Below are 19,807 nucleotides of genomic sequence, written 5' to 3'. Positions count from 1 at the left end.
TTTTGTCAATTATTTTCATGCTAGTTTTTAGAATATTTTAATCATTCATTTACTTAATCTTTAATTTTGGCAAACTTAACAAAATCCCATTATAATTATCTTCCTGTAATTCTTGTATTCTTGCATTATGAGCAGAAACTTCTTTGCTATTATTTAAGAAAATAACAGGAGGATCTTCGCTCAGTTCTTGATACAATTTCTTATAAATTTCTTTTCTTTTTTCAATATCTAACGTTTGTAATGCTTGTGTTGCTAATTCATCTATCTTTGGATTATGATATCCATCATAATTCCGTTTACTAGTTGAAACGAACTCTTCAATTGTGCCACTTGGGTCATCAATCATCGGAGTAGATACCATCGCTAAGTCATACTCTCCTTTAATAACCTTTGCAATCATCGTATTAAAGTCCATATATTCTGGGTTAAAATCCACACCCATTTTTTTATAGTCTTCTTTCATAATTGGTATCAAAACATCATTCATTTTACTGTCTGGAGCAGAAAAGTAACTTATTTTCAATTTTTGACCATCTTTTTCGCGAATCCCATTTGCTCCTTCTTTCCAACCAGCTTCATCAAGCAATTTTTTTGCCTTATTTAAGTTGTACTCATACTTATTAATGCCTTCTTCTGTATAAGCCCAAGAAACAGGAGTAATCGGTGTATTAACGAGTGAAGCGTACCCTTGGAAATATGTGTCAATCACCTTTTGACGTTCTAACCCATAAATGAAGGCTTGACGAACACGCTTATCTTTAAAATATGTTTTTCTATAATTCATTTTAATATATCCGTAAGAACTTCCCGTATATACATTGATATTTGCAAATCCTAATCCTTTTAGTTGCTCTACTGTTTCCGCATTTGCCTGAAAACCATCATAATCTACTTCACCTGTTTGAAACTGTTGTAATTTCGTATCACCTTTCGTAATTTTATAAATGAAATGCTCAATCTTCGGTTTTCCTTCAAAATAATTTTCATTCGCTACAAAACGAACTTCTTGTCCTGGAATATACTTATCTAATTTATAAGCACCTGCTCCCATCGGTTTCCCATATAACTCTTTTAAAGAGTCTAACTGGCCTTGTTTATACTCTTTTCCATAATAGGCTTTTGATATAACCTCCCCACCTATAAGAGCCAATGTTTGCGCATTTACCTTTTCCGTCGTAATTTTAATCGTTTTCGGATCGACGATTTGAATACCTTCAATTGTACTGGATTTCCCCTCTTTATATGCTTGCCCACCTTTAATAGCAGTTTGACTTATATCGGTAGCTCCACTATACGTTGGATCATGTAAAAGAGTTAATGTAAACGCCACATCATCTGCCGTTACTGAGGAACCATCACTAAACTTGGCATCATCTCTTAATTGAAATGTATATGTGAGCTGATCAGCAGAAACATCCCAACTTTTTGCTAAAATCGGGATTGGCTTCCCTTCCTTATCTAATCCAACAAGTGGAGAAAAAATGAGTTGTGTTATATTTCCATCCCAACCATTTTCCATAAAGTGCGGAAGAAATATCCCGCCTGGACTCGGCATTCCCATGACAAAGGTATCTTTTCTTTCTTTCGCTTTTGCTGGATTTTTTGATTCGTCACTTGCTTGAATAAATTCATCTTTTACTTTTGAAACAGTTACTTTCTCATTCGTACTCGCTTCTTCTTGACCACATCCTGCAAGTAGTACAGACGTACTTAAAAATGTAGCAAGTAAGCCAGAAAATACCTTCTTCATACTCTTCACCCTTATCTCATATTTTCTAACTATATAACGAACTACCCCCCCTTCCTTATACCATTTTCACTTTTCCTATAAAAATAGTATGAATTAAATCCAAGATTATTCCATTATCCTTATTCTGTCAATCCTTATATACAAACCGAATAAACTATTTAAAAATCAGTCTATTATTCCATAGATAAGCATAGAATAATAAAAAATTACCAAAAAGGGGGCGAAAATATGGACAAACTATTCCAATATGTCTTGCACTATGTTGTTTTGACATTCATGATAGTCGGGGCGTTGCTACTATTTCCGTTCTTTCCAAAGTTCGTCCTCTTTTTAGCATTTATCTTTATGTTCGGCATTGCGATTGTTATTTCTATAGGGGAAAGCGGTACACAAGAGGAAAGCAGAGTTCAGCGGTCGAGGCCGTAAACTCTGCTTTCTTTTTTCAATCATAACGTATTTTTGTTAAACCAATTACGAAGAATACAACAGCAAATAACATGAGTATACCTACATATCCTGCTATATCTGCCAATGTACCTCCTCTTGCAATTAATTCTGTAAACCCGCGCATTGCCCAAGTTTGTGGGACAAAATTTGCTACCTTTTGCATCCATTCCGGCTCAATTTCAATAGGCCAATACAGCCCACCAACCATACAAGTTGAAACGACTACAATATTACCTAAAGCTGATTGTTGCTCCGTTGTCTTTACAATACCTGCTAGTAATAGAGCTAAACCAATGACCGCTAGTAATAACACTGAGACAAGTATGATTGTCCCTAATAAATTTCCCCACTGTACATCGAATAGAACATTTGTTAATACCATTAAAGTGCCAAATTGAATCCAGCCAATTAAAAAGAAAGAAAGTATATATCCCAAAAGTATTTGTGCCTTTGCAGTAGGCGTTCCTAATAAGCGATACCACACACCAATTTGTCTTGTATTTAAAATTGTTCCTGTCGCACTTAACATCACAATCATTACAAAAAGGATGGAAAATCCGGCAGCCCGCCCTGTTACGTTATTCAACTTTTTCTCCTTTAGTACAATGGATTCCTTTTGAAGTGGGACTGGTTCTCCCTTTGTATGAATCGTTTCATACGTCTCCTCCCAAGTCATCCCTCCATGTTTCTCCAAATTCCGTGCTGCCGCTACTTCTATTTCCATCTTTTTTATTGCACTTTGTAATACTTGTTCTACAGGTGATCCTCCTGTAAAATCAGCGCTTGATTGGAACGTAATCTTCTCTACCTTTCCTGCTGTCATACTCTTTTGAAAGTCTTTTGGTATTATCACAACACCCGAGAACTTCTTACTTTCAATTTTCTGTTCCGCTTCTTCATACGTTACCTTCTCTATCGAAATTAAATCACTTTTCTTTATTTCTTTATAGTAGGAGTTGGATAATGTAGATCCATCTTGATCTACTAAACTAATATTTACTTTCTCATTTCCACTCTCGCCTAAAAGTCCACCAAAAATGAGTGTAAAAATAATCGGCATTCCGAACATGAGTATATAACTTCGTGGCTTAATTAAAATTTGTTTTAATTCCAACCAACAAAGCGCCCAAACTTTTTTCATTATTTCTCCTCCTATCTCGTGCGTAAGCGAAAAGTTCCGATAATAACGGAAACAATACCCGCACTAGACAAACTTAAGATAATCGGAAGTAATGCATACCATGATGTACCCGACATAATGTTTAAAAAACTTGTCAGCGCCCATTTATTCGGGGCAATATTAGCAAGTTTTTGCAATGTATCTGGAAATGCATAGATTGGTAACATTGATCCTCCTAGTATAGCTAACAACTGAATTCCGATTCCCCCCATTACATCCGCCGTTTTTTCTTCACGGATAAATGCCGCCATGAGCATAGATAAACCAGAAACACAAATTGCATAAGCAATTCCTACTACTACAATTTGCGAAATATCCCCGCCCCAATTCACATGCAATGCATAGTGAGTAGCAACTACAAATACCCCAAATTGAATACAAGCGAATAATAATGTACCAAAGAATTTACCTAATAAAATGGCAAATGAGCTTGTAGGTGTACTTAATAGCCGTGCTAATGTCTCAGTTCGTTGCTCTGTTACAATAGATTTTGCCCCTATTGTTATGTTGAATAATAAAAACATCACTAACATTGCTGCAGCATAATATTGCATCGCAGCCACTGTTTTTTTACCGATTGTTCCTTTTTCAATTCCATCCGTATTCGAAGCCGCCACTACTTGTAAATTACCACTTACCTCTTTTGCAACCTGTTCTATATTTCCTGGCTGTGCCTTTGCTAAGTCTGCTGCGACAGTCTTAGTAGAAACGGCCACTGTTTGCACACGCTCTGAGAAGGAACGAATAAGCGACTCAGCAATTTTTGCTTGTATATCTTTTGATGGATCTGTAAACAGTTTTGGCTCTTGTAATTTTCCATCCTGTACATGTTCACTCCACCTATCTGGAATCATAATTCCAACATCAATTTGCTGCTCTTTTACCATATCCTCTAACACCTTTTGCGAGGTTACTACCTCTACTTTTATATCATCTTTTATTTCCTTTGATTGCAATACATCTTTTTGAAATACATTTGCAAACTCGTCTGTTCCTTCTTGATAATAACCAATTACCATTTTAGGTAACCCTCCGCTATTAAATATGTTGCTTAGCGCTGATCCTAAAATAACTGTTAATAGAAGTGGCATAAGTAACATCATCATAAATCCACGCCGATCTATTAAACGAATTTTTAAGTCTTTCCATGCGATGATAAAACTTTTCATGTTTTTTTGCCTCCTTAATCACGAAGTGAACGCCCTGTCAACTGTAAAAAGAGAGCTTCTAAATTTGGCTCTTGTACTTCAAGCTTTAAAATTTGCACATGATTTTCTACTACAATTGAAACAACCGTACCGACAGCTTCTCCAGTCTTCAGTCCAATATCGAGTGTATTCGTATCTTCATCAATGATAATTCGTTCTACAGTGGGAATTTCTTTTACTTTCTGTAGTAACTCCTGGCTATAACGATTCAGTTGTAACTTCACCATAAAGCCATCAGCAAGACGATTGCACAATTCTGATTTTGTTCCTAATGCAATGACCTTCCCTTGATCAACAATGGCGATTCGTTCACATAAATACTCCACTTCTTCCATGTAATGACTCGTATAAATAACCGTCATGCCTTTCTCATTTAACCCTTTTATCGTCTCTAAAATATGATTCCGTGATTGTGGATCAATCCCAACTGTCGGCTCATCCATAATTAATAACTCTGGTTCGTGCATAAGTGCCGCACCAATGTTAATTCGGCGTTTCATTCCACCTGAGAATGTTTCAATTTTATCTTTCGCACGCTCTTGTAAACCAACATATGCTAATACCTCATCTGCTCGTTTCTTTGCAATAGCTCCGCTTAAACCATACATTTTCCCCCAAAAAATTAAATTTTCTTTCGCTGAGAGTGTAGGGTATAAAGCAATATCTTGCGGGACAATACCAATTTTTCTTTTCGCATCCAATGGATACTCTTTTACAGATCGCCCTCCAACTTTTATATCACCCTCATCATATGAAATAAGCCCACAAATCATTGATATCGTCGTCGACTTTCCTGCACCGTTTGGACCAAGCAAACCAAATATTTCTCCTTTTCCCACTTCAAAAGAAACATTCTTTACAACTTCCTTCTTCCCAAACGATTTTGTAATATGATCTACGACTAACATGCCGATTCAACCCCTTTACATTAATCTACAGTTTCATTGTAAAAAAACACCCTCTTTCTTCCATCATCCTTAGGATAGAAATGCAAAATAAAAAAGCAGCATAATTTGCTGCTTTTTTATTTTTCTCTATGCCAAAAGTCATGTGTATGTTGTAACACCATATCTCACCGCATATATAGCTGCTTGTGTCCGATCCCTCAGCTCGAGCTTACTAATTAAGTTAGAAACATGATTTTTTACAGTTCCCTCTGTAATAAACAATTTCTCAGCAATTTCTTTATTATTTAATCCAAAGCCTATTTCTCTTAATACATCTATTTCACGCTCTGTTAATTGTTCCATTTGCTTTGGCTGATTTTGCTCTGATATTTCCACTACTTTTGTTCTTTTTAGTTCCTTCACAATTTGCACTGTTATATCTTGCGGAAGCACAGCTCCGCCCCCATGAACTGTTAATATCGCCTGAACAATTGCATCCGTCTCCATGTCTTTTAATAAATAACCACTCGCTCCTTGCTCTAATGCTTCAAAAATTAGTTCACTATCATTAAATGTCGTCAACATAAGAACCTTCATATTAGGAAATCTTTCTCTTATTAAACGCGTTCCTTCCACACCACTTACCCTTGGCATTCGAATATCCATCAAAATAATTTCCGGCTGTAATTGTTCAGCCCTTTGAACTACTTCATCCCCATCATTAGCTGTTCCTACCACCTCAAGTTCTGGACGTAAATTTAATAACACTGCTAAACCATCCCGAATAAGTGACTGATCATCAACAATCATAATCCGAATCATATCGTTCCTCCTATTACCCACGTCTTTTCCTGAAGCGGGAATTCAATCTTTAATCGAAATCCCTTTTCCTTTTCGCTCTCAAATCGAATCATTCCGCCATGTTCCTCTACGCGTTCTTTCATATTCATTAACCCAAAACCAGGGCTCATCTCATTTATGCCAACACCATTATCCATGATAAATAGCATAATTTTTTCATTCAAACACGAAAGTCTAACTTCACATAAACTAGCTTTTCCATGACGTTTCGCATTCGTTAATGACTCTTGCATAATCCGTAATAAAGTAGGTTGCAACGACAACGGAATTATAACTGGGTCCCCTTGCAAATGAAAGGTGACTTGTATTTTCGTTGTCCTTGAAAAATCATTTAGCATTCCCTTCATATTTTCTACTATATTTCCTAAATCCTTTTCTTCCTTCAACGCACGCACTGAAGTCCTTACTTCTTGAAGGGATTTCCTAGCTAATTCATGACATGTATGTAAAACTTCTTCTGTATCATTCGATTTTTGCTTCCATAAAGCTTCAGCAAGCTGTAATTGCACAAGTAACGCTGTCATATTATGACCAACCGTATCATGAATTTCTCGAGCAATATCGTTCCGCTCCCGAACTATAGTTAATTCTTCTACTTCCTTTGCATAAAGCTGTAATTGTTCATGCGCTTCTTTTAAGGCTTTATGTGATAACGTCAATTTTTCATATTGATCGTCAACAGTTTGACGAGCTATTGTCAATTTTTTAATTAAGTTCCCGGCTAAAGCACTGAAGACAACAAACATGAAATTAATCGTATTATTATCCACTTCTATCTTTCCGGTATATTGATACGTATATAGTAAAATAGTAAACCAACATAAAAAGAAGAAACTCACAAAAAAATATATAACTACTTTTCGCCACGTATGAATAAATACTCCTACCGCATCAATCCCGAATATGATTAAATACAAACATGTCTCAGGAAATAAAAAACCTAGTAACGCTGTAACTAATCCGTTTGTGAGGAATACATAAAATTCACGCCATCTCCCCTGATGTGGTTGTATAAGTACAACATGATTTATAACATAAATGAAACATGCACTCCAAACAAAAATTTGTAACTCTACTGTTTCACGTGAAACATGGTTTATATACACCATGCAAATCATAACAATCGTAATAATACGTGCATATCCTAACATAAAAGTCTCCTCTTGTTTTTGAAATATTACTTTCTGTAACAACAAGAAAATTATACCATTTCCTTCTTAGTTAAATAGGTATGAATAAAAAACAAGCCACCTTCACATATTCCGAGAAAATGGCTTGTTTTTCTTTCATCTATTCCATCATACTATCTAATTGATTATATAATTCCATTCGTAATCGTTCTTTTTCCTCTTTTTCTTTATGCAACTGTGCCAAGATTTCAATGTCGCTCGTTTCTTCCATCATGAACTCTAGCCTATATATATCTTTTTCTATATGCATAAGCTGAGCTTCTATTTCTTCTACACTAGTAACTTCTTTCTTCTTTACAGGCATTACTTTTATTTTTGGGACTTGTTGTTTTACTTCTTCCCTTTCTACTTTTTCTGTCCATTTTTCACGTGCCCAAGCGTAATTTCCTGCAAACTCAAATAATTTGTGTTCATCAATCCAATACGTTTTTTCAAATAACTTATTTAAAAAGTAGCGGTCATGTGAAACAGCAAGAATTGTTCCATTATAGTGTTCAAGTGCTTCTTCCAGCACTTCTCTTGATTCGATATCAAGATGATTTGTCGGTTCATCTAATACAAGGAAGTTTATATCTTGATACATAAGCTGAGCTAGCCTTAGCCTCATCCGCTCTCCTCCACTAAGCTGATTGACCTTTTTAAAAACAGCTGGCCCGTAAAATAAAAATCGTGCTAATATGTGCCTTGCTTCTCCCTCCGTTACAGCTACACACTCACGAAAAGCTTCCAGTACATTGACCTGTAGACTTTCATGTGCATGCTGTGATAAATAACCGACTTTCACACCACTACCGATTCGAATCTCTCCGGCATCAGGTTTCATTTCCCCTAACAATAGCTTTAATAACGTTGTTTTTCCTGTACCATTACGACCAACAATAGCTGCATGCTCTTGAAAACGAACGTGTAAATTTGCACCATGGAATAAAGAACGGTCAGCAAAACCTTTACTAACTTCCTTCATTACAACAACATCTTTTCCACTTCTCTCTTGCCCCTCGAATTGAAGTCCCATCTGTTTTCTTTCTATAATTGGCTTCTTTAACTTCTCCATCCGTTCTAATGCGCGTTCCATATTTCTAGCACGTTTATGCAAGCCTTCATTCGGAGGATTCGCTTGATTCGCCCATTCTCTTAAACGTTTAATTGCTTCTTTCATTTTCTTTATCTTCTTTTGTTGTTCTTGATAGGACTGAAATTCTTGCAGTAACCGTTCTTCCTTCTCTTTCACAAACTGTGAGTAATTTGTATGGTATACGTGAAGTTCTCCATCTTCTAAATCCAAAATTTTCGTTACTACTTCATCAAGAAAATAACGATCATGCGAAATGACAACAGCTGTTCCCGCATACTCTTTCAAAAATTGTTCAAGCCATTCTACTGCAAATAAATCTAAATGATTTGTCGGTTCATCTAATAAAAGTAAGTCTGGTTTTTGCAATAGCATATAAGCTAAGCTCACCTTCGTTCGTTCTCCACCACTTAATTCTGTAAAATTACGTGGAAATAGATCTATTATTTGCAAACCATTTGCCACCTTCATAATACTTGCCTCTATTTCATAGCCACCTAGAAATGCAAATTGCTCCTGCACTATACCGTATTTCTCCATTAACCTTTCTAAACGAGTTGAATCTTGTTTCTCCGCCATACATTTTTCTAACTCACGCATTTCTGTTTCTAATTCTTTCTCTTTAGTAAACGCAGAGCTTAATACGTCATATACAGTTGTTTCATCAACAAAATTCGGTATTTGTGCTACATGACCGATACGTGTTCCTTTCTTCATATGAATGGCACCAACATCTATATTCTCTATTCCTGTTAACAATTGAAAAATCGTAGTTTTCCCGCTACCATTCCGGCCAACTAATCCAATACGTTCGCCAGTTTTTATTTCAAGCGATATATTTTCAAATATGATGTTTCCACCAAAAGATTTCGTCACATTATTTACACTACAAATTGTCATTTTCCGTACTCCTTTCAACGTAAAAAACCATAAGAAAAGAAACTTTCCCCATGGTTTTAGCATAGAAAAAGGAAGCCAAATAGCTCCCTTTTCACACGTTTTATAAAATGGGTGAAGAGATTTCTATCGTTCAATAGCTACTATGCAATTGCTAAAAAAGGGCATACGTATCCCGTTAACAACTACATCATGAAAAATCGCACGACAAAAATAAATAAAATCTAAAAATTTTGCACGCGCAGCTAAAGAACGTTTCATCTCATTCACTCCCTTCATACGGAATTTAATACTTACTTCTTTATTATATTCCCCAATTCAACGTTTGAATAGTCATTTTTCTGAAAATAATGAAGATAGACTAAACATTTCAAAAAATAACATCCAAACTTACAAAACTGTTATGTTCACGTAATGGAAAGCGATAGTACGAAACAGTACCTCTTTATACAATAAAAGTGTAAGCAAGAGATAGATTAAAGGAGGATACAATCCGAAACGTTAGTAAATGGACAAGCAGTTGTAAAAGAACAAATCCAACTATAAAAGGAGGAAGAAACATGATGAACATGGTAAAAATGATTCTCCACGCTTTAATTGACGCAAAAGCAGTTAGCCAAGAATTAAATGAACAATAAAAAGGAGAAAATGAATATGAAGAAAGCCATTTTTACAGTTGTAGGCACAATTTTTGTCTTACACACATTACAAAATAGAAAAAAGAAACAAAATGAAAACACTCTATATTATCCATACACATTATTACAGAAAAAATAAAAGACAAGATACCCTTATGTAGTTAGGATACCTTGTCTTTTGTTCTTTCTATTAAAACTTTCCGCCCCTGCCTCGCTTCTCACTATAAAGGATTTCCCTTTCCTGTTCACGAATACAGTAAACGGGCAGTTCACACATATATTTAAAGGGGCATATACGAATGGATACACAACAACTTTATTTTTTCAATGATATTAGTAAACAAAAACCAGAAAGTATTCGCAATAAAAACACCGCTTGTCCTTTTTGCGATAGAGAAAACCTTACTGATATTTTAGAAACCGAAGGCTCTATTATCTGGTTAAAAAATAAATTTCCAACACTGAAAGATACGTTCCAAACAGTTCTTATCGAAACGGATAATTGCGATGATCACATCGCAACTTATACAGAAGAACATATGCGAAAATTAATCCGTTTTTCAATTCAACATTGGTTAGCTTTAGAAAATAGCAACAAATTTACTTCTGTTATTTTATATAAAAATCACGGCCCATTTTCAGGCGGAAGTTTGCACCATGCACATATGCAAATTATCGGAATGAAATATGTAGACTACAAGGAAAACATAATGCCTAAAAACTTTCATGGCGTAATCGTACAAAGAGATGAACAAATTGAACTTAATATTTCTACACATCCAATTATCGGTTTTACTGAGTTTAACATTGTTATTAAAGATATAAAATCAATCGACATGATGGCACACTATATTCAGCAAACCGTACGTTACATACTAACAGACTTCCATAAAGGTTGTAGTAGCTATAATTTATTCTTCTACCATCTCCAGGAAAAAATTATTTGTAAAGTTGTTCCTCGTTTTGTTGTTTCACCATTATATGTCGGATATAAAGTCCCCCAAGTTTCTACAAAACTGGAAGATGTAAAGGAACAACTGAAACAATATGTGATACAAAAAAGTGAAGAGTGATGAACTTTCTTACATGAAAAGCCACTTTACATCATATCCAAATATTCATTACTTTACAGTAGGCGAATTACACTTCCAAGAAGAGAAGCATTCTTTTAGGTATGCAACAGAGAAATTATTTACAAATGAAGCTTTTACAGAGGAAACAGGAGCTAGGTGGCTCCTGTTTTTTTGTCATTTTTTGTTGGTTAGTCGATATCCTTTGTCGAATCGCTGATATATTTAAAAAATCGTCGATATATTGCGAGAAATGATTGATATATTTGAAAAATCGTCGATAAAATTTCATTCACCACTTTATACGACCCCACCGTGTCAAATTACCATGTTTCTTTTTATAATTTTGTAGTATTTCCCTTTCTCCACGCCCTAGAAAGAGTAGTTGCTTCGCATCTACTCTTTCATTTTCCCTTTATTTCGAGCATACACGTCCTCTAACCCAACGTTATACTTCATGTTACTATCCGTCCACTCAGGCCCTAAATTACCTGGCCATCCAGATGTATTTGCTACATATTTCAATAATTCAAAATCCGCCAGCCCTTTGTCCACACCTCTTTTATATCCTTGCATTAAATAAGGCATAGCAATTTGAGCATTCGTCCGTGGGTCTTTCAACTGCTCATCCGTTAAGTGATCAGGAGCAAGTCCACCGCCCCGATGTAATTGAAAAAGTCCAAATGAAGTGCCATTATCTCCAACACTTCTTGGATTCAAACGACTTTCGTGCTCGGCAATTGTAAGAGGTATCCATTCTGGAAGATTTATTTTCTTCGCTTCTTCAGTAATAATTTGTTTCATTTGTTTTGCTTCTTCTGAATTAACATAATTTGTTTGATTCATCATTCCTTCAGACTTTCCTTGAAAATATATATACATTCCAAGAACAACTAAAAATCCTAAAAAGAACTTTTTCACGTCCTCTACCTCTTTCTCTGCTGAAATTTGTCCCCTTTCAGCCCTTTCTTACAATCACTTGCATTCTATTACTCTTAAATCATAACAAACTACTATTCACCCTAGCATCATGCTTAAGACTGAGTTTCTGAAAAATGAATTGTAAAACATCTCTTTTAATATACTCCCTCATATTAAGAGTAATAAAAAACAAGAAAGGATCACCTTCTTGTTTTTTTCATCTATATTATTTAACAATTAAATTTGTAATTATATCAAAAAATCCAATACATAAGGCCGCTACTATAAAGTAGCTACAGAAATCTTTCACCTGAAAATTAACTACTTCTTCTTTTCGCATCCCATTTTTCTCCCTTCTTTGTGCTTCCCTAATTTCTTATCCTCTTCATTATGCAAAAAATATGACAAACAAGCTATCGAATTAACTTACGAAAACCTTACATTGTTGTAAGGTTTAAAAAATAGCCTCATCTCATAAAGAGACGAGACTTATTCAATCGTTAGTTGATTTTCAAATATGCATCATTTCAGACAGAAATTTGTATATTCAAGCTTTCTTTTATATTGTAGTAAAATCCATAAATAACATAATCGTAAACCCTCTATACTATCATTTAATAGTTACCCTTACCTTCCATTCTCCTAGTTGCTCTAATTTATACAACACTGTCGGCTACCACATTACTAGTGCGCTCATTTTTATAGCATGTAGTGACTTTTTTCATCCTGCTATTTGCGGGCTGCCCGTAATAGCCCGATTGGTAAGGACTAATAATCGTCCGGGATGAAGAAAAACCCCACTGATTAAAATTTCACTTTATCTAGTCTCCAAAAGCTTACTTCTCGCCTGCACAGGTATATTTTGAGGATCAATTTCAACTAATGACTCACCATAACGTCCTTTTGCAAAAATTTTCACTGCTTCATCTCGTTTTAACATATGTTTTACCGTTTTCTTTATCTTCTTTTCTCTTCCTTTTTCATCGTATGCAACAAACTCATATTCATACCAATCATCACCAATATGCTGGCCCATGCTATTTACAACCGTATAGTATTCTTTCGTTTTGTAAAACGGATTATATTTATCAATTACTGGACCAAACTGTGTTGGTAACAACAGTAGAATTGCAGTTACTATCACAATTCCAATCGTAATTACTCGCTTTTTTACTTTTTTCCGCCCCAAAGTTGTAACCTCCTCTACACAATATGTGTATCTTTCTATTAACTATTTTAAAGAGATACAATCCATTCTGCCAGTGACTCCGCTTACATTTCCCTTACATTTTTGTAAGAATTCGAATGAAATTTTATACTATTTTTAACAATTTGTGAACCCTCCAAAACTGTGATAAACATCACACCCTCTATTTTCTAAATATTCTATAATACGAGTATGAAAGCTTGTTAAACATTTCACATTTAAGAGGGGAAATGAATATGAAAAAACGTTTAGTCATGATCGGGAATGGTATGGCTGGTATACGCTGCATAGAAGAAATTTTAAAACAAGATTCAAACCTCTATGATATTACCATTTTTGGCGATGAACCTCACCAAAACTACAATCGTATTATGCTATCTCACGTCCTACAAGGAAAAACAAATATGCAAGATATCATTATGAACGAATACAGTTGGTACGAAGAAAATGATATTACATTGTATACAAATGAAAAAGTCATAAATATTGATCGAGAGGAACACGTCATTGTTACAGAAAAGAACCGTATTGTTATGTACGACAAGCTCATTGTTGCAACAGGGTCTAGTGCTTTTATCTTACCTGTTGAAGGTTCAGAGCTTTCAGGTGTAACAGGATTTCGTACAATTGAAGATACACAATTTATGATGGATGCTGCTAAGCAATATAAAAAAGCTGTTGTAATAGGCGGTGGATTACTTGGTTTAGAAGCCGCACGAGGACTTATTGATCTTGGCATGGACGTACATGTCATTCATTTAATGCCACACTTAATGGAGCAACAACTTGATGCTAAAGCAGCTTCATTACTGCGTGAAGATTTAGAGGCACAAGGTATGAAGTTTCTGATGGAAAAGAAAACAGTGAAAATTCTTGGCACTGACCGTGTTGAAGGTATTCAATTTGAAGATGGTAGTGTTGCAGAATGCGATTTAATTGTAATGGCTGTTGGGATACGCCCAAACACACAGTTAGCTAAAGATGCTAATTTACTTGTAAATCGCGGTATCGTTACAAATGACTATATGCAAACAGACGATGAATCTATCTATGCAGTTGGTGAATGTGCCGAACATGACGGTATTGCTTATGGTCTTGTCGCCCCTTTATACGAACAAGGTGCCATACTAGCAAAACATATAACGAACTCGCAAACAGATGGCTATACAGGGAGTCTTGTCGGTACACAACTTAAAGTTGCAGGATGCGATTTATTCTCTGCCGGACAAATTTATGAAGATGATAAAACAAAAGCAATCTCAATCTTTAATGAGTGTACACGTTCCTATAAAAAAGTATTAATTCGTGACAATAAAGTCGTTGGTATTGTTTTATACGGAGACACCACTGAAGGCACACGGCTCTTTAGTATGTTGAAAAAGGGAGAAGATATACAAGAGTACACACCAGTCTCTCTACTTCACAAAGCTGGTGAAGAAAGTGGACTTGATATTGCAAGCATGGGTGCTGATGACACTGTTTGCGGGTGTAACGGTGTGACAAAAGGGACAATTGTTCATGCCATTTTAGAGCAAGATTTAGCAACTTTTGAAGAAGTAAAAGGATGTACAAAAGCTGCGGGATCATGCGGGAAATGTCGTCCAATTGTTGAGCAGATTTTATCTCGTACTCTCGGGGATAGCTTTGATGCATCTGTACAATCAGTTGGTATGTGCGGATGTACAACTTTATCACGTGATGAAGTTGTCACAGCAATTCATAAGAAAGGTTTAAAATCACCAAAAGAAGTACGAAATGTCCTTGGCTTCGCACATGAAGATGGCTGTTCAAAATGCCGTCCTGCACTAAATTACTATTTACGTATGGCAAGTCCAGAAGAATATGCAGATGATAAGGCATCCCGATTCGTCAATGAAAGAATGAACGGTAATATTCAGCATGATGGTACATTTTCGGTTATCCCTCGTATGTATGGCGGTGTTACTACTGCAGATGATTTAATGACAATTGCCGAAGTTGCGAAAAAATACGATGTACCGCTCGTAAAAATAACAGGTGCAAGTCGAATCGGCTTATATGGCGTTAAAAAAGAAGATTTACCAAAAGTTTGGGCTGATCTTGACATGACCTCAGGTTATGCTTATTCAAAATCCCTTCGCAATGTAAAATCCTGCGTCGGCTCTCGCTTCTGCCGTTTTGGTACAAAAGATTCATTAGGTCTTGGTATGTTACTTGAACAGTCGTTAGAAATGGTAGATACACCGCACAAAATGAAAATGGGTGTTACTGGTTGTCCACGTAACTGTGCGGAAGCATTAACGAAAGACTTTGGCGTCGTTTGTGTTGAAAATGGATTCCAACTTTATATTGGTGGTAACGGTGGGACGGAAGTGCGCGAAGCTGATTTTGTCATGATTGTCCCTACGGAAGACAATGTACTTCGCATTGCCACAGCTTATGTACAACATTACCGTGAAACTGGTATTTATGGTGAACGAACAGCTCCATGGGTAGAACGAATGGGCTTAGATCACATAAAAGAAATACTGCAAGATAAACAAATGGTCGCTATGCTAAATGAACGTTTCCAAAAAGCACGTAACACATATGAAGAAGCTTGGGGACAAGCACTAGAAAACCGGTCACTAAAAGCCATTTATGAAGTAGAAACTGTAAAGTAAGGAGCGATCTACATGTTACAAACGAAAGAGAAAATAAAAATAATGCGTGCCAAAGATCTTCCCGTACAAATCGGTAAGGAAGTGCAAATAAAAGACTTGTCTATCGCCTTATTTCACCTTTCAAATGGCGACATCCGCGCTGTCGAAAATCGATGTCCTCATAAAAATGGGCCTTTAGCAGAAGGAATTGTTTCTGAAGAATTCGTCTTCTGTCCTTTGCATGATTGGAAAATTTCATTACTAACAGGTGAAGTTCAAAAACCTGATGATGGTTGTATTCAAACATATGAAGTAAAAGTTATTGATGGTGATATTTATATATACATGTAGTTTGTATAAGGAAGCCCTTTTTCAGCTTCCTTTCAAGTAAAAATAGATGAGGTGTAGAGATGAAAGGATACGTATATTTAGTTGGTGCAGGACCTGGCGATGAAGGACTTATTACAAAAAAAGCTGTCGATTGCCTAAAACGAGCAGATGTTGTTTTATATGACCGCTTATTGAATCAAAATTTACTTCGCTATACGAAGCCAACATGCGAACTCGTCTATTGCGGAAAAATGCCTAAAAATCATATTATGCGACAAGAAATGATTAACATACATTTAATCCAATCTGCAAAAGAAGGTAAAACTGTCGTCCGTTTAAAAGGCGGGGATCCATCTATTTTTGGCCGTGTTGGCGAAGAAGCTGCCGCTTTAGCTGAAGAAAATATTTTATATGAGATTGTCCCAGGTATTACATCTAGCATTGCTGCTAGTGCATATGCCGGTATTCCTCTTACCCATCGAGACCACAGCAATAGTGTAACGTTGCTAACTGGTCATACAAAAGGTGCAATTAGCGAACAAGTAAATTACAGCTCCCTCTTAAATAGCGATACAATTGCCTTTTATATGGGCGTTAAAAATCTACCGATTATTTGTGAAAACTTATTACAAACAGGACGAGAAAAAAATACACCCGTAGCGGTCATTGAGTGGGGTACAACTGGAAAACAACGAGTTGTTACAGGTACACTCGCTACGATCGTTGATTCCGTAAAGAAAGAACATATTTCAAATCCTTCGATGACAATTGTTGGTGAGGTTGTATCCTTACGTAAACAAATCGCTTGGCAAGAACGCAAATCACTACACGGAAAAAAAGTTTTATTTGCCTCTGCAACAAACAAAACGAGCATACTAGCGCAAAGATTACAAGCAGCTGGAGCAGAAATATATCAAATACCGGTTTTCAAAAAACAAGAATGTGTATTAACACCTGCGCAGATTAATGAAATTTTTAAGGCTGAGCGCCTTGTTGTCTGCTCACCTGAAAGTGTAGCAATCTTATTCCAATCATGTGCACAACATCAAAAAGATATTCGTTCCTTACAAGTAACACTACAACATATGAATAGCGCTACCCAAAAAGCACTTATGCAGTATGGCTTATTAAGCAAATCAGCAAAATTCTCAACCGAAACAAGCGTTTACTTAGGACGAAATATCAACCGCATTGCCATCATTCAAGAAAAAATAGGTGCTGGTTCTCATATAATGACACATGAATATAAAATTGATCATCGTTTTGATGAAATTCATACACGTACACTGACTGAATTTGCATGGGATAGTATTGTATTTGAAGGACGCGCTGCAATCGATACATTTATAACAGAAGTAAACCGCCTTGGTTTCCTGGATATTCTTCATTTGCCATTTTCATATGCGGATGAACCTACCTTACAATATGCAAATAAGGTTGGATTCCAGAATATCGATCATCAGCTGCAAGCTATCATCGATGAGAAAGAAGTGGTGGCAGGATGAAAGGCATCGTTTATATTGGACATGGTAGTCGATTACAAGAAGGCAATGAACAGTTCATTCACTTTGTTAAGTCCGTTATAAACGAGCGAAGCGAAAGTATCCAAAAAGTCGGATTTCTTGAACTAACAACACCAACTGTTCAGGATGCAGTTACAGAAGCGATTCGAGATGGCGCAACGGAGATTTTAATTGTCCCCGTTCTATTATTTGCAGCAGCCCATTATAAACGTGACATCCCTTTTGAAATTAAAAAAGTGCAAAAGCTCTATCCACACATTACATTTTCAGTTGTACCACCTTTCAGTACGCATCCGCTTATGATTGAACTTATCGTAAAACGAATACGTGAAACTACGCCAATAGCAAATAGTGAAATCGTACTTGTCGGCCGTGGTAGTAGCGATTCTCAGCCTATACATGAATTAAGACGAATTGGAGAAGCAGTCGAACAAACACTCTGCCTACCTGTTTCCTGTTCCTTTTTAACAAAGGGAACACCTTCTTTTACTGATGTACTCAAGGAAAAGGCAGCATCTGTAAGACATGTATATGTCATGCCCTATCTTCTCTTCACTGGGTTATTACTTCAAAAAATAAATCGGCATACTAAAAAGTACGCTAACGTTACAACTTGTAACTGTCTTCAATTTGATTCCTATATGAAGTCCGCTTTATTAGATCGAATGGAGGAACATGTACATGTATAACATCTACCCTATTATGTGTAATCTACAAGACAAAACCGTTGTAATTATCGGTGGTGGGAAAATTGCATACCGAAAGGCAGCTGGATTAGAAAACACGGGAGCTCATGTCACTGTTGTGAGCCCCTATATGTGTGAAGAAATGAAGAATCTTACTTATATTACATGGAAGAAAAAAATATTTACAGAAGAAGATATTAAAGATGCCCATCTCATCTATGCTGCAACAAATCATCATAATGTAAATATGATGGTCAAACAAGCTGCACACGATTTTCAATGGGTGAACATCGTAAGTGACGGGACAGAGTCATCCTTTCATACACCTGCAATCATTCGAAACAGTGAATATGTTATAAGCATCTCAACTTCTGGTAAAAACCCATCCTTTGCAAAACGGATAAAAGAAAAACTAATGCAGATCCTTCCTCAAATTATAAAATAAAAAAGATGAACGAATCCACTCATTCATCTTTTTAGCTTGCTTTAAAACCACCGCCAAGTACATCTCTTACATCATGAATAACAACAAACGCATCTTCATCCACGTTACTGATTACTTGCTTTAATTTTACAAGCTCTTGTTTATTAATTACGACATATAGTACTTCTTTATTTTTCCCAGTATAACCCCCGCGTCCCTCTAGGACAGTCACACCGCGTGTCATATGTTTCGTAATCGTTTCACGAATTAAGTCTGGTTGACTTGATATAATTGTAACTGCTGTTTTCGTATTAATTCCTTCTACAATGAAGTCAATTACTTTTGCTCCGACAAATACCGCAACGAGCGTATACATTGCTTTTTCTTGTCCAATGATGAATACCGATCCTACAATTACCACAATATCAATAATAAGAACACCTTTTCCAACGCTCCACCCTAAATATTGATTCGCTAATTGTGCTAAAATTGCTGATCCTCCAGACGTACCTCCTGCTCGGAACATACAGCCCAATCCAATACCAACAAACAACCCGGCAAACAAAGCTGCTAATAACGTATCGCTATTTACCCTGTGTCCAATATGTTCTGTAGCATATAAAAACAAAGAGGTTTCTACAATACCGAGGATTGTGTAAACCATCGTTTTTTTATCAAAAAATTTATAACCAATAGCTAATAGAACCGCATTGAAAGCAAAGTTCATAATCCCCGGTGACCATCCAAATAAATAATAGGTGACGACTGTTAAACCGATGATTCCCCCTTCCGATAAACGGTTTGGAATTGCAAAATAGTTAATACCGATTGCAAATAACAATGAACCAATTGTAATTAATGCAATTTCTTTCATTCGTTGATTAAACATAAGTTG

At 36.1% G+C, this 19,807-nt stretch carries 19 protein-coding genes; 8 read left to right on the top strand and 11 right to left on the bottom strand.

Annotation, left to right across the window (positions count from 1 at the left end; translation table 11 throughout):
* Window positions 1-49: 49 nt before the first annotated feature.
* Window positions 50-1,750 carry an ABC transporter substrate-binding protein gene (locus tag ACX5JI_RS23315; protein WP_459503386.1) on the bottom strand — a complete coding sequence of 567 codons (1,701 nt, stop codon included), beginning with the start codon at window positions 1,748-1,750 and terminating at the stop codon, window positions 50-52.
* A gap of 228 nt (window positions 1,751-1,978) precedes the next feature.
* On the opposite strand from ACX5JI_RS23315, the gene ACX5JI_RS23310 reads away from it, so the two are divergent.
* The gene (locus ACX5JI_RS23310; RefSeq protein WP_459503385.1) at window positions 1,979-2,176 is read left to right on the top strand and encodes a hypothetical protein; all 198 of its coding nucleotides are present in this window, start codon (window positions 1,979-1,981) and stop codon (window positions 2,174-2,176) included.
* Window positions 2,177-2,192: 16 nt separating this feature from the next.
* Here ACX5JI_RS23310 and ACX5JI_RS23305 read toward each other — a convergent pair whose 3' ends face one another.
* The 7 genes from ACX5JI_RS23305 to ACX5JI_RS23275 all read right to left on the bottom strand — a co-directional run bounded on the left by ACX5JI_RS23305 (window position 2,193) and on the right by ACX5JI_RS23275 (window position 9,753).
* Window positions 2,193-3,338: an ABC transporter permease gene (locus ACX5JI_RS23305; protein WP_459503384.1), complete on the bottom strand. Its 1,146-nt coding sequence runs from the start codon at window positions 3,336-3,338 to the stop codon at window positions 2,193-2,195.
* Window positions 3,339-3,349: 11 nt separating this feature from the next.
* Window positions 3,350-4,546 carry an ABC transporter permease gene (locus ACX5JI_RS23300; protein WP_459503383.1) on the bottom strand — a complete coding sequence of 399 codons (1,197 nt, stop codon included), beginning with the start codon at window positions 4,544-4,546 and terminating at the stop codon, window positions 3,350-3,352.
* 14 nt (window positions 4,547-4,560) lie between these two features.
* Window positions 4,561-5,493 (bottom strand): ABC transporter ATP-binding protein, encoded by a 933-nt coding sequence (locus ACX5JI_RS23295; protein ID WP_459503382.1) that lies wholly within the window; start codon window positions 5,491-5,493, stop codon window positions 4,561-4,563.
* Window positions 5,494-5,631: 138 nt separating this feature from the next.
* Window positions 5,632-6,294 carry a response regulator gene (locus ACX5JI_RS23290; RefSeq protein WP_459503381.1) on the bottom strand — a complete coding sequence of 221 codons (663 nt, stop codon included), beginning with the start codon at window positions 6,292-6,294 and terminating at the stop codon, window positions 5,632-5,634.
* Window positions 6,291-7,484, bottom strand: a complete 1,194-nt coding sequence (locus ACX5JI_RS23285; protein ID WP_459503380.1) for a sensor histidine kinase — start codon at window positions 7,482-7,484, stop codon at window positions 6,291-6,293. The genes ACX5JI_RS23290 and ACX5JI_RS23285 overlap by 4 nt, the downstream gene beginning before the upstream one ends.
* A 139-nt stretch (window positions 7,485-7,623) precedes the next feature.
* Entirely contained in the window at window positions 7,624-9,495 is a 1,872-nt protein-coding gene (gene abc-f / locus ACX5JI_RS23280) for a ribosomal protection-like ABC-F family protein (RefSeq protein ID WP_459503379.1), read from the bottom strand.
* Between the two features lie 123 nt (window positions 9,496-9,618).
* Window positions 9,619-9,753, bottom strand: coding sequence for an RAxF-45 family protein (locus ACX5JI_RS23275; protein WP_459503378.1), 135 nt, complete (start codon window positions 9,751-9,753; stop codon window positions 9,619-9,621).
* Window positions 9,754-10,140: 387 nt separating this feature from the next.
* On the opposite strand from ACX5JI_RS23275, the gene ACX5JI_RS23270 reads away from it, so the two are divergent.
* Both ACX5JI_RS23270 and ACX5JI_RS23265 read left to right on the top strand, forming a co-directional pair.
* Window positions 10,141-10,269 carry a spore coat protein B gene (locus ACX5JI_RS23270; RefSeq protein ID WP_459503377.1) on the top strand — a complete coding sequence of 43 codons (129 nt, stop codon included), beginning with the start codon at window positions 10,141-10,143 and terminating at the stop codon, window positions 10,267-10,269.
* A gap of 160 nt (window positions 10,270-10,429) precedes the next feature.
* Window positions 10,430-11,203, top strand: a complete 774-nt coding sequence (locus tag ACX5JI_RS23265) for a DUF4931 domain-containing protein (protein WP_459503376.1) — start codon at window positions 10,430-10,432, stop codon at window positions 11,201-11,203.
* Window positions 11,204-11,596: 393 nt separating this feature from the next.
* Here the strand turns inward: ACX5JI_RS23265 and ACX5JI_RS23260 are convergent, their stop codons facing one another.
* Both ACX5JI_RS23260 and ACX5JI_RS23255 read right to left on the bottom strand, forming a co-directional pair.
* A complete protein-coding gene (locus ACX5JI_RS23260; RefSeq protein WP_459503375.1) occupies window positions 11,597-12,121 on the bottom strand; it encodes a transglycosylase SLT domain-containing protein in 525 nt (174 codons plus the stop codon).
* 817 nt (window positions 12,122-12,938) lie between these two features.
* Window positions 12,939-13,310 carry a YxeA family protein gene (locus ACX5JI_RS23255; RefSeq protein ID WP_459503374.1) on the bottom strand — a complete coding sequence of 124 codons (372 nt, stop codon included), beginning with the start codon at window positions 13,308-13,310 and terminating at the stop codon, window positions 12,939-12,941.
* Window positions 13,311-13,564: 254 nt separating this feature from the next.
* On the opposite strand from ACX5JI_RS23255, the gene nirB reads away from it, so the two are divergent.
* The 5 genes from nirB to ACX5JI_RS23230 are packed head-to-tail and all read left to right on the top strand — an operon-like array spanning window position 13,565 to window position 18,933.
* Window positions 13,565-15,970, top strand: coding sequence for a nitrite reductase large subunit NirB (gene nirB, locus ACX5JI_RS23250; protein ID WP_459503373.1), 2,406 nt, complete (start codon window positions 13,565-13,567; stop codon window positions 15,968-15,970).
* Window positions 15,971-15,982: 12 nt separating this feature from the next.
* Complete coding sequence (gene nirD / locus ACX5JI_RS23245) at window positions 15,983-16,300, top strand: nitrite reductase small subunit NirD (protein ID WP_459503372.1); 318 nt, start codon at window positions 15,983-15,985, stop codon at window positions 16,298-16,300.
* A gap of 59 nt (window positions 16,301-16,359) precedes the next feature.
* Window positions 16,360-17,784: a uroporphyrin-III C-methyltransferase gene (locus ACX5JI_RS23240; protein WP_459503371.1), complete on the top strand. Its 1,425-nt coding sequence runs from the start codon at window positions 16,360-16,362 to the stop codon at window positions 17,782-17,784.
* On the top strand, window positions 17,781-18,491 hold the full coding sequence (locus tag ACX5JI_RS23235) for a sirohydrochlorin chelatase (protein ID WP_459503370.1): 711 nt from the start codon (window positions 17,781-17,783) through the stop codon (window positions 18,489-18,491). Before ACX5JI_RS23240 ends, ACX5JI_RS23235 begins: the two co-directional genes overlap by 4 nt.
* A complete protein-coding gene (locus ACX5JI_RS23230; protein WP_459503369.1) occupies window positions 18,484-18,933 on the top strand; it encodes a precorrin-2 dehydrogenase in 450 nt (149 codons plus the stop codon). Before ACX5JI_RS23235 ends, ACX5JI_RS23230 begins: the two co-directional genes overlap by 8 nt.
* 31 nt (window positions 18,934-18,964) lie before the next feature.
* Here ACX5JI_RS23230 and ACX5JI_RS23225 read toward each other — a convergent pair whose 3' ends face one another.
* Complete coding sequence (locus tag ACX5JI_RS23225; protein ID WP_459503368.1) at window positions 18,965-19,801, bottom strand: YitT family protein; 837 nt, start codon at window positions 19,799-19,801, stop codon at window positions 18,965-18,967.
* Window positions 19,802-19,807: the final 6 nt, after the last annotated feature.

The organism is Bacillus sp. C1 (genome assembly GCF_054570475.1).
This window is presented reverse-complemented; position numbering and strand designations above follow the sequence as displayed.